Genomic DNA, 26,422 nt, shown 5'->3' on the forward strand with positions numbered 1-26,422 from the left:
TGTATCATAATATAATGTGCAGAAAATTCCTGCTCGTATTTGTAGAAAAATTGTTACTTTTTTTCAATGTTTGCGATATCATTTTATTTGATATAAAATTAGAATGAGAATAAAATGAGAATGTGAACGTTTTAGGAATTTTTAAAATGTATATAGATGATTAATGGAGGTATTGAGATGGCTGGTTCTACATTAACGATTAAAGATTTACATGTATCAATCGATGGCAAAGAAATTTTAAAAGGTGTAAACCTTGAAGTAAAAGGTGGAGAAATCCACGCAATTATGGGACCTAACGGAACGGGTAAATCAACTTTATCTTCTGCAATTATGGGTCACCCAAAATATGAAGTAACACAAGGCAGCATCATCATCGACGGTGAAGATGTATTAGAAATGGAAGTAGATGAGCGAGCACAAGCTGGTCTATTCCTAGCAATGCAATATCCAAGTGAAATTAGCGGAGTAACAAACGCTGACTTCTTACGTTCTGCAATTAATGCACGCCGTGAGGAAGGCGATGAAATTTCTCTTATGAAATTTATCCGTACATTAGATAAAAACATGGAATTCCTAGAAATGGATCCATCAATGGCACAACGTTATTTAAACGAAGGTTTCTCTGGCGGTGAGAAAAAACGTAATGAAATTCTTCAATTAATGATGATTCAGCCAAAAATCGCAATTTTAGACGAAATTGACTCTGGTCTTGATATCGACGCATTAAAAGTTGTATCTAAAGGTATTAACGAAATGCGCGGCGAAGATTTCGGTTGCTTAATGATCACGCACTACCAACGTTTATTAAATTACATCACTCCAGATCATGTACACGTTATGATGAATGGTCGTGTTGTGAAATCTGGCGGCCCTGAGCTTGCACAACGTTTAGAAGCTGAAGGTTATGACTGGATTAAAAAAGAGCTAGGTATTGAAGACGAAACAGAAGAGCAAGAAGCGTAAGAGAGGAGCATAAACATGACAATTGGTACATTACCTTTCGATCAAGATTCTATCCGTCAACGTGCAAGCGAAGCGAATGAAGCTGCTTGGTTGACTGAGTTCCGCTTACAAGCTCTTGCAAAGGCAACTGAACTTCCAATGCCAACGCCTGATAAAACAAAGATTGATAAATGGGACTTTATCGGCAAAGGTCAAACTGCAAAGCAAGAGCCTGTACGTTCTGTAGAAGAACTTCCAGAAGCAGTGAAAAATTTAATTGATGAAAAGAATAACGTTCTTGTACAGCGCAGCGGTACAACTGCATTCGTTTCTTTATCAGAAGAAGCAAAAACAAAAGGCGTTATTTTTACAGATATCGTAACAGCTGCAACTGAGCATGCTGAACTTTTACAAAAGTATTTAATGCAGGGCGGCGTGAAGGTTGACGAGCATCGTTTAACAGCACTTCATGCTGCATTAATCAACGGCGGTGCGTTCGTATACGTTCCGAAAAACGTTGTTCTTGAAACACCACTTCAAGCTGTATTCTTAGTAGACGGTGAAGAAGCAAACGTTTATAACCACGTATTATTTGTAGCAGATGCAAATAGTTCTGCAACATATGTAGAAAACTACGTGGCAAATGAAAATGTTACTGGTATTGCAAATATCGTGGCAGAAGTAATTGTAGAACAAGGCGCACAAGTGAAATTTGGTGCAGTTGACTTATTAGCAAAAGATGTAACATCTTACGTAAACCGCCGCGGCGTAGTTGGACGAGATGGACGTCTAGAGTGGGCATTAGGTCTTATGAACGATGGAAACACAATTTCTGAGAACGTAACAAACTTAATGGGCGACGGTTCATTTGCTGATACAAAAACAGTAACAATTGGCCGTGGTAACCAAACACAAAACTTTACAACAAAAGTTGTTCACTTCGGTAAACATTCTGAAGGCTTTATCTTAAAACACGGTGTACAAAAAGATAGTGCAACATCTATCTTTAACGGAATTGGTAAAATCGAGCACGGTGCTTCTAAATCAAACGCACAGCAATCTTCTCGCGTTCTGATGTTAAACGAAAAAGCACGCGGCGATGCAAACCCAATTCTTTTAATCGATGAAGATGATGTAATGGCAGGTCACGCAGCTTCTGTAGGACGCGTAGATCCTACTCAACTATACTACCTAATGAGCCGTGGTATTCCGAAGAAAGAAGCAGAACGTTTAGTCATCCATGGATTCTTAGCACCTGTAGTAAATGAGCTTCCAATCGAAGGAGTAAAAGCACAGCTTGTTGAGGTAATTGAAAGGAAAGTTCGCTAATGGATATTCATGAAATACGCAAACAGTTTCCAATTCTTGATCAAAAGGTGAACGGCAAACAACTTGTTTATTTCGATAGTGCAGCAACTTCTCAAAAACCAATTCAAGTTATTGAAACGTTAGAACGTTACTATAAAGAATACAACTCTAACGTGCATCGCGGTGTTCATACGCTCGGTACGAAAGCAACCGATGCGTATGAGGGCGCACGCGAGAAAGTTCGTAAGTTTATTAATGCGAAGTCTATGGAAGAAATTATTTTTACGCGCGGTACAACAACAGCGTTAAATACAGTTGCAGCAAGCTATGGCATGGAACATGTAAAAGAAGGCGATGAAATCGTCATCACTTACATGGAGCACCATAGTAACATTATTCCTTGGCAACAAGTGGCTAAGAAAACAGGCGCAACATTAAAATATCTTCCGCTTCAAGAAGACGGGTCGATCTCATTAGAGGATGCTCGCCAAACAATTACACCAAATACGAAAATCGTATCTATTATGTACGTATCAAACGTACTTGGAACGATTAACCCTGTAAAAGAAATTGCAGAAATCGCACACCAAAACGGAGCAATCATGATCGTTGATGGTGCGCAAAGTACACCGCATATGAAAGTGGATGTACAAGATTTAAATTGTGATTTTTACGCTTTATCCGCTCATAAAATGTGCGGTCCTACAGGTATCGGCGTATTATATGGTAAGAAGGAATTGCTTGAAAATATGGAGCCAATCGAATTTGGCGGTGAAATGATCGATTTCGTAGACTTACAAGAGTCTACATGGAAAGAGCTTCCGTGGAAATTCGAAGCAGGTACACCGATTATCGGCAACGCAATCGGACTTGGAGCTGCGATTGATTTCTTAGAAGAAATCGGTCTTGATAATATTGAAAAGCATGAACATGAATTAGCGCAGTATGCTTTAGAAAGACTATCAGAAGTAGACGGTGTTACAATTTATGGTCCAAAGCGCCGTGCAGGTCTTGTTACATTTAATATTGATGACGTACATCCACACGATGTTGCAACAGTATTGGATGTAGAAGGTATTGCGGTTCGTGCAGGGCATCATTGTGCACAGCCGTTAATGAAGTGGCTAAAAGCTTCTTCTACAGCACGTGCAAGCTTCTATTTATATAACACAAAAGAAGAAATTGATACATTTGTCGAAGCGCTGACGAAAACAAAGGAGTATTTCACAAATGTCATTTAATAATTTAGATACGTTATATCGTCAAGTTATTATGGATCATTATAAAAATCCACGTAACCATGGCGTATTAGAAGATAGTGTTACGGTTAATTTGAACAATCCAACTTGCGGTGACCGCATTCAACTTACAATGAAAGTAGAAGAAGGAATTGTTCAAGAAGCGAAGTTTGAAGGAGAAGGCTGTTCCATCTCCATGTCCTCCGCTTCTATGATGACGCAAGCAGTAAAAGGAAAGAAAATTGAAGAGGCACTTAAGCTTTCAAAAATTTTCTCGGATATGATGCTAGGAAAAGAGTATGATGACAGCATTGATTTAGGAGATATTGAAGCATTACAAGGTGTATGCAAGTTTCCAGCGCGTATTAAGTGTGCAACATTAGCTTGGAAAGCGTTAGAAAAAGGCTTGAACGAAGACAAGTAATGCAAATGAGTTCCTAAATACGAAGTTTATCCAAGGAGGGACATACGAACATGGCGAAACAGCTGCCAGATATCGGCGATTATAAATATGGTTTCAAAGATAAGGACGTTTCAATTTTCCGTGCTGAGCGCGGTTTAACAAAAGAAATCGTAGAAGAGATTTCACGTATGAAAGAAGAACCACAGTGGATGTTAGACTTCCGTTTAAAATCACTGGATCACTTCTATGAAATGCCAATGCCACAATGGGGCGGCGACTTAAACGACTTAGATTTCGATGAAATTACGTACTACGTAAAACCATCTGAGAAATCTGAGAAGTCTTGGGATGAAGTACCTGATGAAATTAAAGCGACGTTTGATAAATTAGGTATTCCAGAAGCAGAACAAAAATATTTAGCGGGTGTATCTGCACAGTACGAATCTGAAGTTGTATACCACAACATGAAAGAAGATTTAGAAGAGCTAGGAATCGTATTTAAAGATACAGATAGCGCGTTAAGAGAGAATGAAGATATTTTCCGTGAGCATTTCGGAAAAGTAATCCCGCCAACTGATAACAAATTCTCTGCATTAAACTCTGCAGTTTGGTCTGGTGGATCATTCATCTACGTTCCAAAAGGTGTGAAAGTAGAAACACCACTGCAAGCGTATTTCCGTATTAACTCTGAAAATATGGGACAATTCGAGCGTACGCTTATTATTGTAGACGAAGGCGCACACGTACACTACGTAGAAGGTTGTACAGCACCTGTTTACACAACAAACTCACTTCACAGTGCGGTAGTAGAAATCATCATTAAGAAAGATGCATATTGCCGTTATACAACAATCCAAAACTGGGCAAACAACGTATACAACCTAGTTACGAAACGTGCAGTTTGTGAAGCAAACGCAACGATGGAATGGATTGACGGTAACATCGGATCGAAATTAACGATGAAATACCCAGCTGTTATCTTAAAAGGCGAAGGCGCTCGTGGTTTAACATTATCTATCGCGATTGCTGGTAAAGGCCAACACCAAGATGCTGGTGCGAAAATGATTCACTTAGCACCAAACACGTCTTCAACAATCGTTTCTAAATCGATTGCAAAACATGGTGGTAAAGTAACATACCGTGGTATCGTACACTTCGGACCAAAAGCGACAAACTCTCGCTCTAACATTGAGTGTGACACGTTAATCATGGATAACCAATCTACATCTGATACAATTCCTTACAACGAGATCAAAAACGATCACGTATCACTTGAGCACGAAGCGAAAGTATCAAAAGTATCAGAAGAACAATTATTCTACCTAATGAGCCGCGGTATTTCTGAGCAAGAAGCAACAGAAATGATCGTAATGGGCTTCATCGAGCCATTCACTCGCGAACTTCCAATGGAATACGCAGTAGAAATGAACCGTCTCATCAAGTTTGAAATGGAAGGTTCTATCGGTTAATTAGAAATGCGGAGCTAGACAATATTAAAAGTGGAAGCGCCCTGTTTACAGGGCGCTTTTTTCATTTGCGGCAAATATAACGACGCTTTTTATACGATATTTACTTTATTAGGACGCTCGGACACGCATTTTATTTTTGTGGAAGTTTCACTTTATAGGTATAAAGATATTAAGAAGTAAAAAGGACCGGGTGCATGAAAATAGCTAAAAAACTATCTGAAAAAATTTTATCAATATACAAAAATCGACATTTTATGATATAATTTTTTGAAAAAGGAGGTTAGTTTTTAGAGAATTCTAAACTTTATTGAGGGGATAACATTCATAGTATGTCTATTAGTTAGTTTATGCACTATTCATTATTCGTTTATTCCCTTCGCTGAAAATTAAACCAGTAATTCAGTTGGTGCAACAAAATTATTCTAAAAAAGGAGTTGAATTTTTTGAAAATTATAAAAAACATCAGAGGAATAAAGTTTCTAGCATGTTTATTAGTTAGTTTATGCACTATTAATTATTCATTTATTTCCTTCGCGGAAACACAAACAGATAATTCAGCTGATGCAACAAAAAATGTTAGTGGCATTGATACTGGCATAGCGAATTTAAAGTATGATAGTAGAGATGTTTTAGCAGTAAATGGTGATAAAGTAGAGAGTTTTGTTCCGAAACAAGGCATCAATTCAAATGGTAAATTTGTAGTGGTTGAACGTGAGAAAAAATCACTTTCAGCTTCACCAGTCGATATTTCAATTATTGATTCTATGGCTAATCGTACATATCCAGGAGCAGTACAACTTGCAAATAAAGCGTTTGCAGATAATCAACCTAGTTTATTAGTGGCCAAGAGAAAACCTTTGAATATTAGTATAGACTTACCTGGCATGGGAAAAAACAATACAACAACTGTCCAAAATCCAACATATAGTAATGTGTCCGGAGCAGTAGATGATTTAGTATCTGCTTGGAGTGAAAAATATTCAGCAACACATACGTTACCTGCAAGAATGCAGTATACAGAATCTATGGTTTATAGTAAATCTCAAATAGCAAGTGCTCTTAACGTTAACGCTAAATATCTTGATAACGGACTGAACATTGACTTTAATGCGATTGCAAATGGAGAGAAAAAAGTGATGGTTGCGGCATATAAGCAAATATTTTATACCGTAAGTGCAGAACTACCTGACAATCCATCAGACCTTTTTGATAATAGTGTTACGTTTGAAGAGTTAACCCGTAAAGGGGTAAGTAATGAGGCCCCGCCTGTTATGGTGTCAAATGTAGCTTACGGCAGAACAATTTATGTGAAATTAGAAACAACTTCTAAGAGCAAAGATGTACAAGCTGCCTTTAAAGCTTTAATTGAGAATCAAGGCGTCCAAACGAATCAACAGTACAAAGATATTTATGAGAACAGTTCCTTTACTGCTGTAGTATTAGGCGGAGATGCAAAAGAGCATAACAAGGTTGTTACAAAAGATTTTAATGAAATACGAAATGTAATTAAAGATAATGCAGAATTTAGTCTTAAAAATCCAGCATACCCAATTTCATATTCAAGCGTTTTCTTAAAAGATAATTCAATTGCTGCTGTTCATAACAATACAGAGTATATCGAGACTACATCTACAGAATATTCCAGTGCTAAAATGAGGCTTGATCATTATGGTGCATATGTTGCTCAATTTGAAATAACTTGGGATGAATTTTCATATGATGAAAATGGAAATGAAGTATTAACTCATAAAGCTTGGGAAGCAAACGACAGAAACAAAACTGCTCATTTCTCTACAGTTATACCATTTCCGCCTAATTCAAAAAATTTAAAAGTCGTAGCATGGGAATGTACAGGTCTTGCATGGGAATGGTGGAGAACAGTTATTAATGAACAAAATGTTCCGTTAGCAAATGAAATAAACATCTGGATTGGCGGAACGACATTATACCCAACCTCTAATATTAGTTATAATTAAAGATGATGTATATGTTCGAAGTGCCCTGTTTACAGGGCACTTTTTTAATTGGCGGCAAATATAATGGTACTTTTTACAATATATCGGCGCTTTGACACAATATAAAGACCTTCTGAAGAAGTTCGACATGCGAAAAGCTTTTGTTAATTATAATCATGCTGCATCTTCTCCTTAACTTTTAAAGAAGAAACTTTTGCTTTTTCCATTAATCAGAGTACAATGTAAAATAGCAAGAAAAGACGAAAAGTATTTACAGGATTCAAGCTTACATGTAGCGTAAACAAGAAGTATGGAATCGAGAGGAGGTTTTTTCTCTGCGTATAGATACGGAAGTAACAATTCATCTTTATCATACAAATGATATACATAGTCATTTTGAAAATTGGCCGCAAATTTCTCAGTTTGTTGTAGAAGAGAAAAAGCGTCGTCTTGCTGCTGGTGAAGCGGTCTTTACATTAGATATTGGCGATCACGTTGATCGCTTTCATATGATTTCTGAGGCAACGAGCGGAAAAGGAAATGTGCAGCTATTAAATAAAGCGCTGTACGATTATGTAACGATTGGAAACAATGAGGGGATTACACTTGCGAAAGAGCAACTGGATCATTTATATGACAATGCGAATTTTGAAGTGCTCGTTGCAAATTTATTTGAAACAAATCAAACACGTCCTAGCTGGGTAAAACCATATGTACTGCAAACACTTGATAATGGGATTACAATTGCTTTTATCGGTTTAACAGTAGCGTATCCTGATTTTTATGCGAAGTTAGATTGGCATATTGAAGATCCATATCTACATTTAGAAGCGATTTTAGAAGAGGTACGTTCAAAGGCGGATGTCATTGTTGTATTGTCCCATTTAGGAAAGAATGCAGATGAATACATGGCAGAGCATTATGATATAGATGTTATTTTAGGCGCACATACCCATCATTTATTTGATCGCGGTGTATTAGTGAATGGAACACTTCTTTGCTGCTGCGAGAAGTGGGGGCATTATGTGGGGCATGTACAAATAACAGTGGATTTACAAACAAAGCAAGTGATAAAAAAGGATGGACGAGCAATTAATACGAAGCGACTCGGAGCCTATGGAGGGTCTCATGCTTTGTTAGAGAAGCTTGAACAAGAAAGTAAGTTCATCATGGCAGAGCCTGTTGTAAATTTAAAAGAATCACTAGAAGTTGATTGGTTTCAGGAAACGAAATTTGCTCATATGCTTGCCGAATCTCTTAGAGAATGGTGCGATGCTGAAATTGGTATGGTAAATGCAGGGGTATTACTCGAAGGATTGCAGGAAGGTGTAGTTACCCGAGGAGATATTCATCGCATTTGTCCACATCCGATTAATCCATGCCGTTTGCAAGTGAAAGGAAAAACATTGCGAGATGTGATTTTGAAAGCACGCCGTCCAAACATGGAACAGCTTGAAGTGAAAGGTTTAGGTTTTCGGGGGAAAGTCATGGGGAAAATGATATATGATGGCGTAGAAGTTGTACTAGATACGATTCCGGGTAATAAAATATTACTTGAAGATGTCGTTATCAACGGAGAATCATTAGACCTAGAACGAGTCTATACAGTAGGAACGATTGATATGTTCACATTCGGTTACTTATACCCAGAGCTTGCGGTCGTGCCAGAAAAAGAATATTATATGCCGGAATTGCTCCGTGATGTTTTGAAGGATACATTAATGAAATATGCGTCATCTGTAAAATTATAGCCTACTGATTGCAGTAGGCTTTTTGGGTTCACATTCTTTTTTCTCTTTTCATACAGATAAAGGAGAGAGGAGTGTGAACTATGGTTAATATAGAACCAATTATAATAAATGAATACACGTTTATAGCAGTGAGTGTAAAGCTTCCAAAGACAAATTTGTTAGCAGTTATGAGCGATAAAGGATACATTATGTGCGGGGCTTTAGATGTGGGATTGTTAAACGAAAAGTTAAGCGATCGCGGCATTCTTGCGGGGCGCGCTGTTGGTGTAAGAACGATTGAGCAGTTGTTAGAGGCACCGCTTGAATCGGTTACATTTGAAGCTGAAAGGTTAGGCATTACAGCTGGTACAATTGGAAAAGATGCACTGCTAAAAATGATCTAAATATATCGTCCCTCTTTTTTGCATATACATGTGTAAGAAGGAGGGATTTGTTATGCGTGCGTTTCGCCCCCGGACTTCTCGGTTTCGGAAAGGGCCACTGCCATTTCGTTACGTATTGCTTATTTCATTTGCTATTTTTATTCTTCTTACCGTACAAGGATTATGGCTTGTGAATAGAAGTATTCAGCCGACATTAATGAAATATGCAGAAATGCAGACGAAGCGAACAGCAACAGTTGTTATGACGAAAGCAGTGAAAGATAGGGTTGCACAAGGGATTAATGTCGATTCATTAATGAAGGTGCAGACAGACAAGAATGGAAAAGTTGCGACGATGGATGTAAATACAGAAGAAGTTAATCAAATTCTCACATCAACTACAACGTACATAGAGAAATATTTACATCAAGCAGAACAGGGAGATACGAAGGCATTAGGTTTGCCAGAGGACGGAGGAATTTCATTATCAGTTCCACTTGGGAGAATTACAGACAATGCATTACTTGGTAATTTAGGACCGGATATTCCAATTAAATTTACAACAATCGGTGATGTGTACACGAATATTAAGCAAGACTTTGAAGCGCATGGAATTAATAGTACAGCTATTAAAATTGTGATGGAAATTGAAGTGACGCTTCAGGTGATTATTCCTTTCCATACAAAAGAAGTAACTGTGAAGCAAGATATTCCGATAGCCACACGTATCATTCAAGGGGAAGTGCCTGGCTATTACGGAGGCGGCGGAGTTGTTGTACCGGAAAAAAAGGAGAAAAAAGCGGATAACTAATGTTATCCGCCTTTTAGATAAAGAAATTGTTAATTTGAGATAACTGTAGCATCAAACTGCGGTTATCTTTTTGAATTCATTCGCTCTTTTCGCTCCCATAAGCTTAAATGCATATATGGATCAAACGCCCATTCTGTATAGCCGTTATCTTTATACAATCCAAAATGCAAGTGAGGCGGAAACTTACCAGCTGTCCCAGGGGGACCATAACCAGTGCTGCCGACAAATCCAATAACAGTTCCAGGTTCAACGATTTGTCCAAGCTGTATTTCTTTTGAAAATCCGCCTAAGTGTGCGTAGTAATGATAATTGTTATATAAGTCGCGAATACCAATGCGCCAGCCGCCAAGACGATTCCATCCTTTCGTTTCAATGATGCCATAGCAAGTAGAACGAACAGGTACACCATAGCCGGCGAAAATATCTGTGCCTTCATGCATACGGCGTCCGCCAAAGCTTCGTTTAGCGCCAAATGTACTACGGTAACTATGATCGCTGCGAATCGGCAGAGGGAAGGCGTTACCTTGTAAATTAATTCGATCGAAATGTTTGTACATACGAACATAACCTAATATTAACTCTACTGTTTTAGATCGCTGATAATATTCCCACAGCATAATTTTTAATTGATCACGATTTGTCCCACGTTTCCCTAATATAGTAGCCATTGTATAGAGAACATCTTGTTCATTATTTGCGTCTGCCAATCCATCGTTGTTTCCGTCTAACCCCATGCCTCCAAATAAGGAGATTGTATACGGTTTCGTATCATGAGGGTCTGGATTTGCTGGTCCGGACCATACTTCTGGTTTGAAGTAAATAGAGATAATAGCATCTGGCTTCTTAGGAATATCACGGCGAACAGCACGGATATTTCGCTCGTATTGATCGATGGCAGCAAAGTAGTACCATGGAATATGGAAGATTGTCTCTATTTCTTTGTATAATGTCATTCGCTTCATATATATGTCTTCTTGATTGTTTTCTTGTCCATACACAATGTTTGTTTGGAGAAGAAAACAGATAGAAAGCAGAAGGAAAAATTTTCGATGCACGGCAGTAAGCTCCTTTCGAAATCACTACCTTTAGTGTGGGATATACACGATATTTCATTATAAGTAATAATTGGAAGGAATTCTTTGAATCTTCATTTGAGCAAATCGCTTTCATACGATAAAATAGATATGTTACATTGAAAGAAGCGAACATGGTAAACTATTTCATAATTGTGCGGAGTTGATGAACATGACAAAACAAACAGAATATATGCGCAAGCCCGAGTGGTTGAAAATTAAATTAAACACAAATGAAAACTATACAGGCTTAAAGAAAATGATGCGTTCTAAGAACCTTCATACAGTTTGTGAAGAAGCGAAGTGTCCGAATATTCATGAATGCTGGGCTGTTCGTAAGACAGCAACATTTATGATTTTAGGTGCAGTTTGTACACGCGCATGCCGTTTCTGTGCGGTTAAAACAGGCTTACCAACAGAGCTTGATTTACAAGAGCCAGAACGCGTAGCAGATTCTGTAGAACAAATGGGCTTAAAACACGTTGTTATAACAGCAGTTGCACGTGATGATTTGAAAGACGGAGGAGCAGCTGTTTTTGCAGAAACAGTGCGCGCTGTTCGTCGCAAAAATCCATTTACGTCTATTGAAGTTTTACCATCTGATATGGGTGGAGTAGAAGAGAATTTAAAAATGTTAATGGATGCACGTCCGGATATTTTAAATCATAACATTGAAACAGTACGTCGATTATCTGACCGAGTTCGCGCTAGAGCAAAATACGATCGTTCCCTAGAATTTTTACGTCGTGCAAAAGAAATGCAGCCTGACATTCCAACAAAATCAAGCATCATGGTAGGACTTGGGGAAACGAGAGAAGACCTTATCGAAGCAATGGATGACCTGCGTGCAAACAACGTTAATATTTTAACGCTTGGTCAATATTTGCAACCGTCTAAAAAGCATTTACCAGTTATTAAGTATTACACACCAGCAGAATTTGCAGAGCTAAAAGAAATTGCGCTTAGCAAAGGATTTAGTCACTGCGAAGCTGGTCCGCTTGTACGTTCTTCTTACCATGCAGATGAGCAAGTACAATCTGCAAGAGAAAATACAGCAGAAGCAAAATAATGAGAAAAGATCCTTCTTAGTGAATCAACTAAGGGGGATTTTTTTATGAAAAGTATTGTAGAAATAACAAAGGGGGAAGAATTCCATGAAAGGGTTTGTTTTGTTAGCAATCGCAATTGTGAGTGAAGTATTTGGGACAACGATGCTGAAGTTGTCAGACGGATTTACGAAAGTATGGCCAAGAAAACCCTATCTTCAAAACGCGCAGGACATAGTCCAGTTTAAGGGAGGGATAAATTGTCCTTGCATTTGTAAAAAATTTTCGGTATCAATACGAATATATGTTCTTTTTCGTCGTTTTATAGTATCATGAAGGTAAGAAGAGAGGGAGGTGAAAATTATGACGAAAGAAAAAGAATATGCAACCTATCAAATTTGGATTAAGAAAGGTCACAAATTGCACGCCTACTTCATGGGAATATGTCAAAATGCAAAAAATCTCTACAATACAACAAACTTCTATATTCGCCAAGTATATACGGCCTTACGTACTGAGAAACCATTACAGCCACTTCAACAAGAAGTTCTTCATACATTACAAACGCATATTGAAACCATGAATGAAAATCAACTTCATGCATATCAAAAACGTGTACAAAAACAAAAAGAGAAACCTGTTAAAGAACAGAAAGACATAAAATGTAACTTGTTTACATTCCCGACAAAAGAGAAATCGTTCCTATCGTATCATTTCTTAGATTGCTTGTTTAAAACAATGAAACAACAAGATTATATGAATTTGCCAGCGCAAACGAATCAAGCGGTTATGAAGAAGGTATATCAAAACTGGAAATCATTCTTTGCTTCCATTAAGGCATACAAGAAACATCCTTCCACCTTTACAGGCAGACCTCGCATTCCAAAATATATCAAATCATCTATGAAAGAAATTGTATTCACGAATCAAGTATGTAAACTCCAAGATAAGTACATTCGTTTTCCAAAAACAAGCATAAAATTAAATATCGGTAAATTGTTTGGGTATATTGAAAATTTGAAAGAGGTACGCGTTTCTCCTGCTTACGGAAAGTTTAAAGTTGAAATTGTGACAGAACAATCTGAGCCAGCACCTGAACATGTCGACAATAATCGCTATATGAGTATTGATTTAGGGATTCATAACATTGCAACTATCACAACGAATATAGGGGCTACTCCTGTATTAGTAAAGGGCAATGTCATTAAAAGCATCAATCAATACTACAACAAGAAAAAGGCTTATTTAATAGGGATTATTCGTCATGGAAAAGAACCAAAAGAAGGACTACACACGTCAAAGCGTTTAGAGAGACTTCATGAAAAAAGGTTTCTGAAAATAAAAGATCTCTTTCACAAAATGAGTTATCACATTGTCCAGCTGGCAATTCAACAGGAAGTTTCTATGATTGTGATTGGGAAAAATACATCTTGGAAACAAAACAGTGATATGGGGAAACGACAGAATCAATCGTTCTGCCATATCCCGCATAATCTACTCATTGAAATGATTACCTATAAAGCAAAACGAAAAGGTATTGCTGTACAAGTCGTAGAAGAATCGTATACAAGCAAGGCATCCTTTTTAGACAATGATGTGATTCCCACTTACGGTGAGGAAGGTATTCCTGAGTTCAGTGGAAAACGTATCAAACGTGGCTTGTATCGTACGAAAGAAAATAAACTATTGAACGCAGATGTGAATGGTTCCTATAACATCTTAAAAAAAGCAGTTCCGAAGGCGTTTGCCGATGGAATAGAGGGGTTGTGCCATCAGGCAGCTGTGTCAACTCCACTCGTGTTAAGCATCTTTTGAGGGTGATACACGAGAAACCCCCACTTCAAGATCCGAAGTAGATAAGTGGCGGGAGTTTTCATTTGTATTCCAGTACAGTATTTCCACATGTGGATAAAAGTTTATGTAATTCTGCTGTGGATAAAGAAATTGTAACTTCAGGGACACCAGGTGAAATTAATATTTTTTCGTATTGATAAATAGAAGGATCTACAATAATTGTTACATCCTCTGTATAACCAAACGGTGCAACACATCCCGGGAGACATCCCGTTTTCTCTCTTAATTCATCAGATGAACAAAGAGATACGCGTGTACCGATAAGATCTTTCATTTGCTTCATATCAAGGCGGGTTCCTTCTAACGTAAAGAAGACATAGTAAGTCCCAGATTTCGTTTTCATAAAGAGACTTTTACTTGGTTCGCCTTCTAAGCCAAGGCGTTCTCGAACGATGCGGTCTGTTTCATAATCTAGAACTGGTTCATGTTCAAACTTTTCATATAAAACATTCGTTTCATGTAGTAACGAGATGACTTCTTCGTACATCGTAATGCAGACTCCTTTCGTTTCACTTCTTGAGTGTTTTCCGTAATTTTTCGAATTTCTTTTTTACCCTGCTACTTTAGGGGAGTAAGACTCCCACCTCAAGGTTTAGAGAAAAACGTTGTCCAGCTCTAGCGGCTAGAATCTCCGGTCGTTTCGCTCCCTTGGATGAGGCAAAAAGCGCCTCTCTGCCTTGGGCGCGGGCGTCCTGCGATTCTGAGCGAGCCGCTTCCGCTCTTCTACAGAAGATAGGTGTGGGATAACTGCTGGCATGCGCCCGATTGGTTCAACTAACCTTTTGGAGAAGAGCACTTCAAAAGGAAGTTTTACTTTATAGCGCTGAACAGGAATATTGTATTTTTGTTCAACTTCTTTCAGTTCTTCATGGACATAATAATCCGTAAATGAGCATTGATCTGTATAATGCACGACCAATCCTTCTTTGGTTTCAATATGCATTTCTTTTGCAAAACTCCGCGTGCCATTCTCTTGTCAGATATAGCGCAGCAAATATGTTCTGATTCTAGATTATCGGTAGTTACGTTCATTCGTTACACAATGTATTCCCCACAATCTGTGGATAGTGGTTGTACCATGCTCTATTGTAATTTCGTATACGTCTGGATTGCTTAAGCTTTTCCATGTGGAAAAACCGATGCCGTTGTCAAAAATCTTTAAAATGAGTGTGAATAAGTTACCGTGTGTAATGAGCAGCGTTACTTCCTGCTCCTGATGTTGTACTATGCTGTGGATAAGTGATTGTACTCGTTCTGTTGCTTGGCGCGTCGATTCTCCGCCAGGAAAGGCGACATCAATTTCTGTAAATGTTTGTTCGAGCATTTGTAGCCAATTATTCATTGGTACACCGCTTAATATACGTTCAGCTAGTCGATCATCCTCTTGAATAGGAAGTTGTACTTGTGACGCATAAGGTGCAATCGAATGAACGGCGCGAGCAAACGGACTCGAGATAATTTTTTCGATAGGAAGCTGTTCTGTGATGAGAAAATTGGCAAGAGCTTTAGCTTGCTGCTGGCCTATTTCTGTAAGTGGTGCATCACGTTCTTGCCCAGTTGCAGCGCAATGGCGGACAACAATTAACTTCTTCATAATTCCATCCCTCGCTTATAAAGTGAAACTTCCATCAGTGATGCTTTTCTCACTGATGGTTAGTTGAACCAATCGGGCTTTTACGGGCAGTTATCCCCACCTATCTTCTTCGCTTCTCTCTGAACCTTGAAGTGGGGGGCTTACTGCCCGTTAATGCGGGACGAATAGACGAATTTGTACGTACTTCGACAAATAGAGTGAGGAATCCTCTTTTTTCTAGTTGTTGGTAAATGGAGTGGATTTTCTTACAGAGTAAAAAGCTAAGCCAATTTGTTTTATCATCCCTGGCGAGAAGACCCCTACATCAAGCGTGAAGGGGGAGGTAGTTTGATTTGAAAACACTACATTTAAAAATATGCTTGTTCTGAAATTCTACAATTGTGCCATTTCGTTAAATAACCTAATAGTAATATGTTAGAATAATTATTAGGAATGGGTCTAGCTAATTAAAAGACGTGTAGGAATGAAAAGAAAACATAATTTGAAACGGAGGAATTATATGAGTATAAACAAAAAGCGCAAGCCCAATAAAGTAAAAATTATTTTTCGAGTATTAATGATTATTATTGGAGCATTTATAACAGCATATGGACTAGAATCGGTATTAATCCCAAACAACGTTTCAGATGGTGGTGTGACGGGTTTAAGTATCGTTAGCTCACAATTACTTGGATTACCATTAGGAATTTTAATTGCAGTCATTAACATCCCGTTTGTTTGGTTAGGGTATAAGCAAATTGGTAAAAATTTCGCTATTTATTCGATTATCGGTATTGCTTCACTAGCAATTGGTACTGTTCTTATGCACAACGTACGAACGATTATTCACGGTGATACATTGTTAGTTACCGTTGTGGGCGGAATTATCATCGGTTTTGGTATGGGGTTAGCACTGCGTAATGGCGGCGCATTAGATGGAATTGATATGTTAGCCGTATTACTTTCTCGAAAATTACCTTTTGGGACAAGTGACCTTATCTTATTTTTAAACATGTTTGTCTTTATTGTTGTCTCAACAGTATTTGGTCTTGAAGGGGCTATTCTTTCAGCCATTGCTTACTTTATTGCTTCTAAAGTCATTCACATTGTTGAAGTCGGTTTGAGTGGTTCTAAAACATTTAAAATTATCACAAAGGAACCTGAATTAATGGTAGAAACAATTCGAGAGAGATTAGGTCGAAGTGCAACTTATAATGAAGTTTACGGCGGTTATTCAAATGAACAATTTAAAGAAATCACTTGTGTCATTAACCGCTTAGAAGAAAGTAAAATGAAAGAAATCATTCATGAAATTGATGAAAATGCCTTTGTTACGGTATATGACGTAGCAGAAGTAAAGGGCGGTAATTTCAGAAAACATGATATTCATTAATTATAACTTAGAAACATTTAATATAGTTTCATAAAAAAATCACCTTTTTAGTTTGACTAAAAGGTGATTTTTATACTGGAGTTTTAGCCCGCTACTTTTGTTAATATAAGGTGCAATATTATAAATAAGTTATTGTTCTTAAAAACCGCACGTACTTTCATTGGCCTTTAACATTACATAGTAGCTTAGCTTGCATGTTCTGCTAGGAATTTTGTTTTCATTTTGCGAATTAGGATATAAGCACCAATACCAAACAGTATCATAAGTCCTTCGATTACAAATAAATGGATTTGTCCGCGTTGGTAGAGTACTGCGAAAAAGTCAATAAATGCATGAAGGAATACTGCCAGCCCTATAAATATGTATTTCTTATATTTTACAGCATATAAGACAAGCATTGTGAGGGCAATTTGCATGATAAAAGCAACAAGCCGCTCTACTGCGCCAAATAAGTAGAAGTAAGGCGGAGTATGTACTAATGCATCATGGACAGCGCTAAGCTGTGGTGCTTTCTCAATCATTTTAGAAAAGGTTCCGTTATTAATGGAGAAAGCAAATACAAGACTTTTCACTCCGACAGTTGCTCCGATTAATAATGATTCGATTCCTCCGTGACCGATTCCATAAGCAAGGCCGTCTTCATACTTCTGGTATTTCTTAAGTAAAAAGAAAAAGGCAATAAAACGAGCCAGTTCTTCAAAAATACCAGCAGTTAATCCGCCATATATAGCATAGATAAACGGATTTTTAAATAGCTCAATTGCTGTTGGATTTCCAAAGACAAAGACATGTAACGTTTTTTCAAAAATTTGTGAGAATCCGAGGAAAAATACAATCCCGACACCGACAATTTTGAAAGAGATTCTATATTTCTTTCGGAAGTAAAGGAGCGCAATAATCGGGATGAGAACAGAAATAACAAGTTGCACAATCATACTTCCAATTGCTGTATTTGAAACCATTAAATTCACCACTTTTCACTAGTTTATAGTCTTATTATACATTGAGCGAAAAAATTTTTTCAAAAAATAGCCTAAAAGGAGGAAGTGCTTCACTACGCAAAAAAGTGCGGAATATTTAGACTTATAATCGAGTGCTGCTCTTTATGTTTTTGAAGATGAGATATAGTGGTCAAAAGAAATGAAATAACCTGAGAGTGTATTCTCAGGTTATTTCATTGTATTAGGGAGCGTATTATTTTGCGTATTATTTAAATGCGGATTTTTGCTCATTTCATGCTTGAGCATATCAAGTGTTTGTGCATATTCTTTATCGTTTAATGTGCCAGATTTCAGTCCTTGAATTTGGGATATTAATTTTTGTTCTGTTGATACATATGCTTTGTAATAGCGGGGAACAACAGATAATGCTGTTTTTTGTACTTGATCGGCAACTAAATTTGGATTTGTCGTGTTTGCTCGGTATACAACAAACACTTCATCATCTGTTACAAGTGTTGCTGCATTCATGACATCGGGTAGTTTCACAGTTAAATCTGTAATCATTTCTGCTAATCGTTCCTTGTTAATTGTACCAGCTTGGCGATTGGATACTTCATGTTTTTGTTTTTGAGAATAGCCGACTTTTGTCAGCATGTCGTTTGGCACTTCTTTCCCGTATATGTCTCTATGCGAAGACAAGAGTACGCGGCTTCCTTCTTCCTTTTTCATTTCCGCTTTGTTTGTTTGGCATCCAGCAAAGATGGAAAGAGTAAGAAGGGATAAGAGCAGTTGTTTTTTCATGATTGTTTCCTCCTTATTGGCTCGCTATTTGCGGGCAGTAATACCCATATCTCAAGATTCAAGGAAAAGTGAGGAAGATAACTGTCCGTAAGAAACCCGATTGGTTCAACTAACCTTTTGGAGAAGAATGCTCTAAAAGGAAGTTTCATTCTATAGCATTTCCCACTTAAGAGATTTTTTGTATTTGAAATTGTTGGTTTTGTGGCTTTATGATACGATAAAAAGAAGAAAGAAGAGGAAAGGGAATGGAAGATGGAGCAGAAGCAGGAGATTCGCACTACAGTTTACGTGAATAATATCCACTATGAAGTAATAGCAGAAAATCGAAATGGATTTAATGAAGAAGCATTTAAAGCTCGCTACGCAGAAATTTTAAATAAATATGATTACATCGTGGGTGATTGGGGCTATGATCAGCTTCGATTGCGCGGATTCTTTGATGACAGTAACCAGCGTGCAACGTATGATACGAAAATTAGTACGTTATCGGAGTATTTATACGAGTATTGTAATTTTGGATGTGCATACTTTGTACTGCGAAAAGTGAAGAAGTAAAAAAACTCCTCTTGCATCGGGTAAGAGGAGTTTTTTTGCCTATCGCATGTATATAGAAATACAATCACCAGCTGCAAGTTTGGCACTTGGCTTAATGCGTTGACCGTTTAAGTGAATAGATCCTTCTTTAATTTTCTCTATAATTACCGCACGACTCCATTCTGAAATATAGGTTGCGAGTGCTTTGTCGATGCGAAATAATCCATGCACGAATTCTAATAGTATGGTTAGTTCCGTCAATCCTGCGTTTTCATAGGGCAGGATTGAAATGTTGTTTATCGTTTCCTGGCGTTCTTCTTGAAGCATATCCACTGTTTCAACATGTTCAGAATACGTTTTATAAATGTGTAATTTTTTATTCCATGTATGTCCTTTTTCGCATTTGTAAATCGCAAAACGATAAATGTTTTTACCATTCGCGTTATGTCTACGAATATGTGTATCAGTAAAAAGAGCTGTATGACCACAGTTTTTACAATGTTTTTCTATAATTGCTTCTAATTCTGCCTTATATAAGTTCCAAGAAAGTTGTCCGTTTTGCATTTTCCTTCACCTCGTATTTAGATAAAGGAACGTGAGACATCTATTTGGATGTCTTGCAGTATGAAATAAAGAAAACAGAGAAAAATAAAAGAAGACTCCCCTGTGAGGAACCTTCGTAACAATCATACTACAGATGTGCTACGTTCCTTTGTAATGGGAATTGGGCAGACTACTCCCACGAAAAAGCGTTGTGCTTTTTCGTGGGAGTAATACTATCCAGTTGCTGATCCATTACAAAGTATATGTTGGCATACGTAGTGTAATATCCTTTCTATCCAAATAGATTTGTCGTTAGTATATCACAGTAAACTGAAAATTCAAAATAAATAGTAATCAAAATTACCAGCCTGTTACAAGCTGGTAATTTTGATTACATTAGTTCATATAAAAATGAACGTAATTCTTCTGCATTTTCTTCAGAAATAGAAAATGCATGTTCTAAGTAGCCAGGTTCTTCTAAGTCATCACGACCGATAATGGCAAATTTATTGCGCTGTATATCTAGGACGATTGTTTTACCATAATGACGGTCAGAATACAAAAGTGCTAAATCGTGGCGCTCGTTTTCTCCCATAAAGCTTACGAAACGCGTTTTTGTTTCTACTGTATCATCGTAAAGAAAAAAGCGTTCTCCCATGAACATGACTCCTTTTTAAATATCTAAATTTAAGTGTGGTTTATAATCTAAATGGTGGTGCGTTTTAATAAAGCGCACTGTTCTTGTTTTATAACGCATAACGATAGAATATGTTTCTGCTAAATCTCCGCCGAGGAATTTCACACCATCTAATAACTCGCCAGCAGATACACCTGTTGCTGAGAAGATTGCGTCATCACCGGATACTAAATCATCTAGCATAAGAAGTTGACGTGGGTCTTCTAAGCCCATTGCGTGGCAACGTGCTTCTTCTTCTTCATTCATTGGAACGAGACGTGCTTGCATTTCTCCGCCAAGACACTTGAGAGCTGCAGCAGAAATAACGCCTTCCGGAGCACCGCCAGTACCGATAAATAAGTCGATTCCTGTTCCAGGAAGAGCTGTTGCGATAGAGGCACCAACATCACCGTCGCCGAATAATTTTACACGTGCACCTTTTGCACGTACGCGTTCGATGATCTCTTGATGACGTTCACGCTCTTGTACGATAACTGTTAAGTCACGAATTTTTTTATTGTTTGCTTCTGCTACAATTTCAATTGTCTTTTCGATTGGATCATCTAAGCTGATTTTACCAGCTGCATTTGGGCCAACCGCAATTTTTTCCATGTACATATCAGGAGCGTGTAGAAGGTTTCCTTTATCAGCGATAGCGATAACAGCCATTGCGTTTGCAAGACCTTTTGCTACGATATTTGTTCCTTCTAATGGATCAACGGCGATATCTACTTCTGGGCCGTTTCCCGTTCCAAGCTTTTCACCAATGTAAAGCATCGGTGCTTCATCAAGTTCCCCTTCGCCAATTACAACAGTACCTGCCATGTTAACAGAGTCAAACATCGTACGCATTGCAGTCGTTGCAGCATCATCTGCTTCGTTTTTCTTACCGCGGCCCATCCATTGTGCTGATGCAAGGGCTGCTGCTTCTGTTACACGGACAATTTCTAGTGCGAGTTCACGTTCCAAGGTGTCATTCCCCCAATTCCGAAAATCATACACGTATAACTATAACAAAGAAAGAGAAAAAGGTGAATTCGAAAAATTGTCGATTTTTTTTGAATAAAGGGGTACAATTGGGAATGAAAATGCTTTAATTTCCAGGTAGGTGACATATATGTACTTTGTAGACCGTAAAAAAATTGAACAAATGTTACAGTGTTTAGAGAAAGTTGTTGCAGCATTTCAAACAAAACAAGAATACCGCGGAGCGCTTGATGAATATGCATTAGAGCGCATGGCACATCTTATGATTGATTGTATTCTAGACGTAGGCAATGCCATGATTGATGGATTTATTATGCGTGATCCAGGTAGTTATGAAGATATTATTGATATTTTAATGGATGAAAAAGTTGTTACGAATGAAGAAGGAGAACGTTTAAAAGAAGTCGTTCGTCTTCGTAAAATGATTGTACAAGAGTATGTAGATATGAACCATACAGAAGTGTATGATACAGTTCAAAAACATATTGATATGATTAAACAGTATCCTGCTAATATTCGTCGTTATTTGGAGCAAGAACTTGGTCCTGTATCTGCGTTTGCAGGAGAGTAAAGTGAAACTTTCATCAGTGGAGGTTCACCTCCATTGATGGAAATCTCTCACCAGGCAGGCGCATGCCAACAGTCAGTCCCCACCTCTCTTCTTTGTTTTCACAGAATCTTGAGGTGGGGGTTTTACTGTCCGCGAATAGCGGGATAAATTCATGCGGTTTTAATAGACAGTGATGTATTTTGTTTATTAGAGCTGGGGAAAGGGAAGAGGGTTGATTAATGGGGGAAGCAGCACGTTCTACAAAAGAAGAAATTCTGCAACTTTTGAAAGTAAGGGGAGAACAAACTGTTGCGGTATTAGCAGAAGCATTGCAAATTACGGAGATGGCAGTGCGTCGTCATGTAAGCAGGCTTGAAAAGGAAGAGCTGATTGAAGCGAAGATGGTACGCCAACATGTCGGAAGACCGATGTATGTTTATCGTTTAAGTACAAAAGGGGAAGACCTGTTTCCGAAACAATATAAGCAGTTTGCAGTCGAAATGCTAGAAGACTTGCTGCATATTGGCGATGAGGAACTCGTTAAGAAGCTTTTAAGGGCACGTACGAACCGTATGGAAGAACAATTAGCAAACCGTATAAATCGAAAAGAAACAACAGTAGAGCGATTAAAAGAAATTGCAGCTGTGCAAGAGAAAAATGGTTATATGGTTCGCGTACAAAAAGAAAGTGAACATTCCTTCCTATTACAAAAGCAAAATTGTCCTTTAATAGAGGTAGCTGAAAAGTTTCCGCAAATTTGTCATGATGAGAAAAATATGTATGATACACTTTTGCCAGATGCTGATGTGAAAATATTATCTAGTATGTGTGATGGGGATTGCTTCTGTTCGTATCAAATAAAAGAAAAAAAATGAACATTATAGGACGCTTTTCGAAAAAGCGTTTTTTTATTTTGAAAAAGAGGATACGATAAGAGAAGAGTATGTATCAATAAGGAGTGGCACCTATGTATAAAGGCTATTTAATTGACTTAGATGGAACAATGTATCGAGGCGAAGAACGAATTGAAGAGGCAAGTGATTTTATAAAAGCGCTGCAAGAACGTAACTTACCGTATTTATTTGTTACGAACAACTCAACGCGTAAACCAGAGCAAGTTGCAGACAAGCTTGTGCAGTTTGATATTCCAGCTAGCCCAGAGCAAGTATTTACGACAAGTATGGCAACGGCGAATTTTATATATGAAAGAAAGCAAAATGCTTCTGTATATATGATTGGAGAAGAAGGCTTACGCGATGCCCTTGTGGAAAAAAGATTCACACTTGTGGATAGTAATCCGGACTTTGTCGTTGTTGGATTAGATCGTGAAGTTACATATGAAAAGCTAGCAAAAGCATGCTTAGCCGTTCGAAACGGGGCAACATTCATTTCAACAAACGGTGATATTGCAATTCCAACAGAACGCGGCTTATTACCGGGGAACGGTTCTTTAACGTCTGTTGTAGCGGTATCCACAACGGTAAACCCAATCTTCATTGGTAAACCAGAATCCATTATTATGGAACAGGCTCTAAAAGTGCTTGGTACAACGAAAGAAGAAACGTTAATGGTTGGGGATAACTACGATACAGACATTTTAGCTGGTATGAATGCGGGGCTGGATACGCTTCTTGTCCACACAGGAGTCACATCTGTGGAAAAATTAACAGAATATGATGTGCAACCGACGCACGTTGTCCACAGTTTGACAGAGTGGATTGAAAAGATATAAGAAGAGATAGGCAATCGTAAATGGTTGCCTATTTTTTTATAACAAAAAATTCGTTCTGGTGATATATATGGTCGAATTGTGTGAAGTTTCATTCCTTCCTTGCTGAACAGATTAATGGTATAATATGGAATAAATGTAATGAGGAGGCGTATTTATGAAGTGCACAAAAATGATGGGGGTACAAATTTAAGGGGAAACGCATCATTTACCCTATAAACTGCGTGGTTCCCCTTTATATGGGGGTATCGTCCTAGTGGAAAAGGATTTACAAGGATTAAAGAATAGTAATGTAACAACTACAGCAACCGATTTACCGAATTATGTGTTTAATGATGTGAAGAAGGCTTTTCTATGGCTTGGCTTTCTTGCTTTCTTCAGCGTATTGAACGAAATGGTTTTTAATGTAGTTTTACCCGATATCGCGAAAGACCTTCGCATATCACCGTCTTTGGCTAATTGGGTAAATACAAGTTTTATGCTTTCATTTGCTATTGGGTCAATCACGTACGGAACAATAAGTGATAAATATGGTGTGAAGAAATTACTGGTTTTCGGTCTGCTAGCTTATAGTGGTGGGTCACTTTTAGGTGTGTTGGCACATTCTAATTTTTTTGCTGTAATTGCTGCACGTTTTATTCAAGGTGTTGGTGCATCAGCAGTACCAGCGCTTATTATGGTAATCGTTGCACGCTACGTGAAATCGGAGAATCGTGGTAAAGCATTTGGTATAATTGGTTCGTTGGTAGCTATGGGAGAAGGAATAGGCCCAGCCCTTGGCGGGACGGTTGCCCATTATGTACAGTGGCCCTTTCTTTTTCTGATTCCGATGCTAACACTTTTTACTATCCCCTTTTTTCTAAAAGAACTCCCTAATGAATCCACAAAGGGAGAGAGGTTAGATACTTGGGGATTAGCGTTACTGTCCTGTGGGATTGTCACATTTACTATATACACAACGCAATATAACTGGTTGTATTTGGCGATTAGTTTTGCGTTGTTTGCAGGATTCGCTTTGTATATACACAAAGTTGAACAACCTTTTATAGAACCAAGATTATTCCTAAACCGAAAGTTTATATTGGGAGTTCTAACTGGGGGTATTTTGCTAGGAACCGTAGCAGGTTGTATATCAATGATTCCTTATATGATGAGAGATGTACACCAACTGTCTGCAAGTATGATTGGGTGGGTTATATTTCCAGGAACTATGAGTGTGATGTTATTCGGTATAGTTGGTGGCAGTCTAGTTGATAAACGAGGAACTACGTTTGTTCTATGGATGGGCTCACTTTTCATTGTTGCGAGTTTTCTTATCATTTCATTATTTGCAGATCAAACACCATGGTTGGTTTCTGGTATGTTGATTCTAATGTTTGGTGGACTTTCCTTCGTTAAAACAGTAATTTCTACGAGTGTTGCAGATGCTCTGGAGCCGAAGGAAGTCGGTACAGGTATGGGATTTCTTAACTTCGCCTGCTTCTTAGCAGAGGGAATAGGGATCGCTATTGTTGGAGGGTTGTTAACAAAACATATTCTAGACTATCCGTTACTTTTCACTATACAAAATGCGAAAGCGTACTTGTATAGTAATTTACTACTTGTTTTTATTGTTACCATATTAATTGGTGCAACTATCTATGCAGTAGCTTATAGTCGAAGAAGAAATGAATTGTAATTGATGTTTAGAGGTCGAACAAAAATGTTTGGCTTCTTTGGGAAATTAAAAATCCACCTTCACAAGGTGGATTTTTCGTTAAAATAAACGATTCACAAGCTCTTTCACTTCTTCAAGATACTGTGTTCTCGTCTCGTTATCCACAGAAGGAACACTCGTATAGAAAGCGTGCTCTACTGTTTCAATACCAGTAAAATCAAAAATACCTGCATCAGTTGTTTTCTTCATTGCTTCAAACATACCGCTTGCATCATAATTTTCTTGCGAATTGCCCATTGTGGATAATAATAACCCTTTTTTACCTGTCAACAATCTATCAACACCATTTGCACCGTATGTAAAAGCAAATCCTTGGCTAAATACACGGTCTACATACCCTTTTAAGATAGCAGGAAGACCTGTCCACCAAACTGGATAAATAAATGTGATTACATCTGCCCATGTAATATGTTCTTGTTCTGCCTGAATATCAGCCGGCGTATTTCCTTGTGAAAATGAAATGAAATCATTGGCAGCTAATACAGGATTGAAGTTTATCGCATATAGATCACGAACGCGTACTTCGTGTCCTTTTTCTTGCAGTTGTCCTTGCAGCGTTTCTAAAATTGCATGGTTAAAACTTTGTGGATTCGGGTGTGCATAAACAAGTAAGTGTTTCATTACAATTCCTCCTGCCTGTGGATATGTTAGTAGTATGTTCATATAAAAAAACATCTATTGTAACTATTTTAGTTACTTGCTGTTAGGAAATCAAAGAAGATGCTTTGGAGAAGAGGAATTCTCCTAGTTTGAGCGAATTGGTACA

The 26,422-nt window shown here is 37.9% G+C and carries 27 protein-coding genes and 1 pseudogene; 18 read left to right on the forward strand and 10 right to left on the reverse strand.

The window, feature by feature from the left end; all coding sequences use genetic code 11:
- Window positions 1–177 precede the first annotated feature (177 nt).
- The 9 genes from sufC (at window position 178) to yunB (ending at window position 10,239) form a co-directional block, all read left to right on the forward strand.
- Window positions 178–963, forward strand: coding sequence for a Fe-S cluster assembly ATPase SufC (gene sufC / locus AB1279_RS02600; RefSeq protein WP_035433106.1), 786 nt, complete (start codon window positions 178–180; stop codon window positions 961–963).
- A gap of 15 nt (window positions 964–978) precedes the next feature.
- Window positions 979–2,271 carry a Fe-S cluster assembly protein SufD gene (gene sufD, locus AB1279_RS02605; protein ID WP_429753258.1) on the forward strand — a complete coding sequence of 431 codons (1,293 nt, stop codon included), beginning with the start codon at window positions 979–981 and terminating at the stop codon, window positions 2,269–2,271.
- Window positions 2,271–3,491, forward strand: a complete 1,221-nt coding sequence (gene sufS / locus AB1279_RS02610) for a cysteine desulfurase SufS (protein ID WP_429753259.1) — start codon at window positions 2,271–2,273, stop codon at window positions 3,489–3,491. Before sufD ends, sufS begins: the two co-directional genes overlap by 1 nt.
- The gene (gene sufU / locus AB1279_RS02615; protein WP_002089369.1) at window positions 3,481–3,912 is read left to right on the forward strand and encodes a Fe-S cluster assembly sulfur transfer protein SufU; all 432 of its coding nucleotides are present in this window, start codon (window positions 3,481–3,483) and stop codon (window positions 3,910–3,912) included. Before sufS ends, sufU begins: the two co-directional genes overlap by 11 nt.
- 50 nt (window positions 3,913–3,962) lie before the next feature.
- Window positions 3,963–5,360, forward strand: coding sequence for a Fe-S cluster assembly protein SufB (gene sufB, locus AB1279_RS02620; protein ID WP_429753260.1), 1,398 nt, complete (start codon window positions 3,963–3,965; stop codon window positions 5,358–5,360).
- 434 nt (window positions 5,361–5,794) lie between these two features.
- A complete protein-coding gene (locus AB1279_RS02625) occupies window positions 5,795–7,336 on the forward strand; it encodes a thiol-activated cytolysin family protein (protein WP_429757734.1) in 1,542 nt (513 codons plus the stop codon).
- Between the two features lie 338 nt (window positions 7,337–7,674).
- Window positions 7,675–9,066 (forward strand): bifunctional metallophosphatase/5'-nucleotidase, encoded by a 1,392-nt coding sequence (locus tag AB1279_RS02630; protein WP_429761287.1) that lies wholly within the window; start codon window positions 7,675–7,677, stop codon window positions 9,064–9,066.
- An 80-nt stretch (window positions 9,067–9,146) separates the two neighbouring features.
- Window positions 9,147–9,449, forward strand: a complete 303-nt coding sequence (locus AB1279_RS02635; RefSeq protein ID WP_336482437.1) for a YunC family protein — start codon at window positions 9,147–9,149, stop codon at window positions 9,447–9,449.
- A 52-nt stretch (window positions 9,450–9,501) separates the two neighbouring features.
- Window positions 9,502–10,239, forward strand: coding sequence for a sporulation protein YunB (gene yunB / locus AB1279_RS02640; protein ID WP_429753262.1), 738 nt, complete (start codon window positions 9,502–9,504; stop codon window positions 10,237–10,239).
- 62 nt (window positions 10,240–10,301) lie between these two features.
- Here the strand turns inward: yunB and AB1279_RS02645 are convergent, their stop codons facing one another.
- Entirely contained in the window at window positions 10,302–11,294 is a 993-nt protein-coding gene (locus AB1279_RS02645) for a M23 family metallopeptidase (protein WP_429753263.1), read from the reverse strand.
- A gap of 190 nt (window positions 11,295–11,484) precedes the next feature.
- On the opposite strand from AB1279_RS02645, the gene lipA reads away from it, so the two are divergent.
- The 3 genes and pseudogenes from lipA (at window position 11,485) to AB1279_RS02660 (ending at window position 14,173) form a co-directional block, all read left to right on the forward strand.
- A complete protein-coding gene (gene lipA, locus AB1279_RS02650; RefSeq protein ID WP_336482440.1) occupies window positions 11,485–12,381 on the forward strand; it encodes a lipoyl synthase in 897 nt (298 codons plus the stop codon).
- An 85-nt stretch (window positions 12,382–12,466) separates the two neighbouring features.
- A pseudogene (locus AB1279_RS02655) lies at window positions 12,467–12,562 on the forward strand (SMR family transporter); the annotation flags it as partial.
- A 159-nt stretch (window positions 12,563–12,721) separates the two neighbouring features.
- On the forward strand, window positions 12,722–14,173 hold the full coding sequence (locus tag AB1279_RS02660) for an RNA-guided endonuclease InsQ/TnpB family protein (RefSeq protein WP_429757735.1): 1,452 nt from the start codon (window positions 12,722–12,724) through the stop codon (window positions 14,171–14,173).
- A gap of 58 nt (window positions 14,174–14,231) precedes the next feature.
- Here the strand turns inward: AB1279_RS02660 and AB1279_RS02665 are convergent, their stop codons facing one another.
- From AB1279_RS02665 to AB1279_RS02675, 3 genes are all read right to left on the reverse strand, one after another.
- Entirely contained in the window at window positions 14,232–14,699 is a 468-nt protein-coding gene (locus tag AB1279_RS02665; protein ID WP_429757736.1) for a YbaK/EbsC family protein, read from the reverse strand.
- 135 nt (window positions 14,700–14,834) lie between these two features.
- On the reverse strand, window positions 14,835–15,155 hold the full coding sequence (locus tag AB1279_RS02670; RefSeq protein WP_429757737.1) for a hypothetical protein: 321 nt from the start codon (window positions 15,153–15,155) through the stop codon (window positions 14,835–14,837).
- Window positions 15,156–15,224: 69 nt separating this feature from the next.
- The gene (locus tag AB1279_RS02675) at window positions 15,225–15,806 is read right to left on the reverse strand and encodes a histidine phosphatase family protein (RefSeq protein ID WP_429757738.1); all 582 of its coding nucleotides are present in this window, start codon (window positions 15,804–15,806) and stop codon (window positions 15,225–15,227) included.
- 499 nt (window positions 15,807–16,305) lie between these two features.
- Between AB1279_RS02675 and AB1279_RS02680 the strand changes: the two genes are divergently transcribed.
- Entirely contained in the window at window positions 16,306–17,178 is an 873-nt protein-coding gene (locus AB1279_RS02680) for a YitT family protein (protein WP_429757739.1), read from the forward strand.
- Window positions 17,179–17,363: 185 nt separating this feature from the next.
- Here AB1279_RS02680 and AB1279_RS02685 read toward each other — a convergent pair whose 3' ends face one another.
- Both AB1279_RS02685 and AB1279_RS02690 read right to left on the reverse strand, forming a co-directional pair.
- Window positions 17,364–18,140: a YhfC family intramembrane metalloprotease gene (locus tag AB1279_RS02685; protein WP_429757740.1), complete on the reverse strand. Its 777-nt coding sequence runs from the start codon at window positions 18,138–18,140 to the stop codon at window positions 17,364–17,366.
- A 207-nt stretch (window positions 18,141–18,347) separates the two neighbouring features.
- Window positions 18,348–18,920, reverse strand: coding sequence for a YhcN/YlaJ family sporulation lipoprotein (locus tag AB1279_RS02690; RefSeq protein WP_429757741.1), 573 nt, complete (start codon window positions 18,918–18,920; stop codon window positions 18,348–18,350).
- 252 nt (window positions 18,921–19,172) lie between these two features.
- Here AB1279_RS02690 and AB1279_RS02695 point away from each other — a divergent pair, with 252 nt between their 5' ends.
- The gene (locus tag AB1279_RS02695) at window positions 19,173–19,475 is read left to right on the forward strand and encodes a YutD family protein (RefSeq protein WP_429753271.1); all 303 of its coding nucleotides are present in this window, start codon (window positions 19,173–19,175) and stop codon (window positions 19,473–19,475) included.
- Between the two features lie 39 nt (window positions 19,476–19,514).
- On the opposite strand, the gene AB1279_RS02700 is transcribed toward AB1279_RS02695, so the two are convergent.
- The 3 genes from AB1279_RS02700 to glpX form a co-directional block, all read right to left on the reverse strand.
- A complete protein-coding gene (locus AB1279_RS02700) occupies window positions 19,515–20,018 on the reverse strand; it encodes a cytoplasmic protein (protein ID WP_429757742.1) in 504 nt (167 codons plus the stop codon).
- A gap of 370 nt (window positions 20,019–20,388) precedes the next feature.
- Window positions 20,389–20,655, reverse strand: a complete 267-nt coding sequence (locus AB1279_RS02705; protein ID WP_429753273.1) for a DUF3055 domain-containing protein — start codon at window positions 20,653–20,655, stop codon at window positions 20,389–20,391.
- Between the two features lie 15 nt (window positions 20,656–20,670).
- Window positions 20,671–21,642: a class II fructose-bisphosphatase gene (glpX, locus tag AB1279_RS02710; protein ID WP_429757743.1), complete on the reverse strand. Its 972-nt coding sequence runs from the start codon at window positions 21,640–21,642 to the stop codon at window positions 20,671–20,673.
- A gap of 148 nt (window positions 21,643–21,790) precedes the next feature.
- On the opposite strand from glpX, the gene hepT reads away from it, so the two are divergent.
- The 4 genes from hepT (at window position 21,791) to AB1279_RS02730 (ending at window position 25,617) form a co-directional block, all read left to right on the forward strand.
- The gene (gene hepT / locus AB1279_RS02715; protein WP_429753275.1) at window positions 21,791–22,231 is read left to right on the forward strand and encodes a type VII toxin-antitoxin system HepT family RNase toxin; all 441 of its coding nucleotides are present in this window, start codon (window positions 21,791–21,793) and stop codon (window positions 22,229–22,231) included.
- A gap of 218 nt (window positions 22,232–22,449) precedes the next feature.
- Complete coding sequence (locus tag AB1279_RS02720) at window positions 22,450–23,085, forward strand: helix-turn-helix transcriptional regulator (protein WP_429753276.1); 636 nt, start codon at window positions 22,450–22,452, stop codon at window positions 23,083–23,085.
- 92 nt (window positions 23,086–23,177) lie between these two features.
- Complete coding sequence (locus AB1279_RS02725; protein ID WP_429757744.1) at window positions 23,178–23,942, forward strand: TIGR01457 family HAD-type hydrolase; 765 nt, start codon at window positions 23,178–23,180, stop codon at window positions 23,940–23,942.
- A gap of 322 nt (window positions 23,943–24,264) precedes the next feature.
- Window positions 24,265–25,617 (forward strand): MFS transporter, encoded by a 1,353-nt coding sequence (locus AB1279_RS02730; RefSeq protein ID WP_429761288.1) that lies wholly within the window; start codon window positions 24,265–24,267, stop codon window positions 25,615–25,617.
- A 78-nt stretch (window positions 25,618–25,695) separates the two neighbouring features.
- Here the strand turns inward: AB1279_RS02730 and AB1279_RS02735 are convergent, their stop codons facing one another.
- Window positions 25,696–26,277, reverse strand: a complete 582-nt coding sequence (locus AB1279_RS02735) for an NAD(P)H-dependent oxidoreductase (RefSeq protein ID WP_429757745.1) — start codon at window positions 26,275–26,277, stop codon at window positions 25,696–25,698.
- Window positions 26,278–26,422: the final 145 nt, after the last annotated feature.

Origin of the sequence: Bacillus sp. S14(2024) (assembly GCF_050473785.1) — a bacterium.
In the GTDB taxonomy this organism is placed as follows: Bacteria; Bacillota; Bacilli; order Bacillales; family Bacillaceae_G; genus Bacillus_A; species Bacillus_A yunxiaonensis.

Coding starts and splice junctions, on each gene's coding strand:
- sufC (WP_035433106.1), top strand. CDS start 178: ATGGCTGGTTCTACATTAACGATTAAAGATTTACATGTATCAATCGAT.
- sufD (WP_429753258.1), top strand. CDS start 979: ATGACAATTGGTACATTACCTTTCGATCAAGATTCTATCCGTCAACGT.
- sufS (WP_429753259.1), top strand. CDS start 2,271: ATGGATATTCATGAAATACGCAAACAGTTTCCAATTCTTGATCAAAAG.
- sufU (WP_002089369.1), top strand. CDS start 3,481: ATGTCATTTAATAATTTAGATACGTTATATCGTCAAGTTATTATGGAT.
- sufB (WP_429753260.1), top strand. CDS start 3,963: ATGGCGAAACAGCTGCCAGATATCGGCGATTATAAATATGGTTTCAAA.
- AB1279_RS02635 (WP_336482437.1), top strand. CDS start 9,147: ATGGTTAATATAGAACCAATTATAATAAATGAATACACGTTTATAGCA.
- yunB (WP_429753262.1), top strand. CDS start 9,502: ATGCGTGCGTTTCGCCCCCGGACTTCTCGGTTTCGGAAAGGGCCACTG.
- lipA (WP_336482440.1), top strand. CDS start 11,485: ATGACAAAACAAACAGAATATATGCGCAAGCCCGAGTGGTTGAAAATT.
- AB1279_RS02660 (WP_429757735.1), top strand. CDS start 12,722: ATGACGAAAGAAAAAGAATATGCAACCTATCAAATTTGGATTAAGAAA.
- AB1279_RS02665 (WP_429757736.1), bottom strand. CDS start 14,699: ATGTACGAAGAAGTCATCTCGTTACTACATGAAACGAATGTTTTATAT.
- AB1279_RS02670 (WP_429757737.1), bottom strand. CDS start 15,155: ATGCATATTGAAACCAAAGAAGGATTGGTCGTGCATTATACAGATCAA.
- AB1279_RS02675 (WP_429757738.1), bottom strand. CDS start 15,806: ATGAAGAAGTTAATTGTTGTCCGCCATTGCGCTGCAACTGGGCAAGAA.
- AB1279_RS02680 (WP_429757739.1), top strand. CDS start 16,306: ATGAGTATAAACAAAAAGCGCAAGCCCAATAAAGTAAAAATTATTTTT.
- AB1279_RS02685 (WP_429757740.1), bottom strand. CDS start 18,140: ATGGTTTCAAATACAGCAATTGGAAGTATGATTGTGCAACTTGTTATT.
- AB1279_RS02690 (WP_429757741.1), bottom strand. CDS start 18,920: ATGAAAAAACAACTGCTCTTATCCCTTCTTACTCTTTCCATCTTTGCT.
- AB1279_RS02695 (WP_429753271.1), top strand. CDS start 19,173: ATGGAGCAGAAGCAGGAGATTCGCACTACAGTTTACGTGAATAATATC.
- AB1279_RS02700 (WP_429757742.1), bottom strand. CDS start 20,018: ATGCAAAACGGACAACTTTCTTGGAACTTATATAAGGCAGAATTAGAA.
- AB1279_RS02705 (WP_429753273.1), bottom strand. CDS start 20,655: ATGGGAGAACGCTTTTTTCTTTACGATGATACAGTAGAAACAAAAACG.
- hepT (WP_429753275.1), top strand. CDS start 21,791: ATGTACTTTGTAGACCGTAAAAAAATTGAACAAATGTTACAGTGTTTA.
- AB1279_RS02720 (WP_429753276.1), top strand. CDS start 22,450: ATGGGGGAAGCAGCACGTTCTACAAAAGAAGAAATTCTGCAACTTTTG.
- AB1279_RS02725 (WP_429757744.1), top strand. CDS start 23,178: ATGTATAAAGGCTATTTAATTGACTTAGATGGAACAATGTATCGAGGC.
- AB1279_RS02735 (WP_429757745.1), bottom strand. CDS start 26,277: ATGAAACACTTACTTGTTTATGCACACCCGAATCCACAAAGTTTTAAC.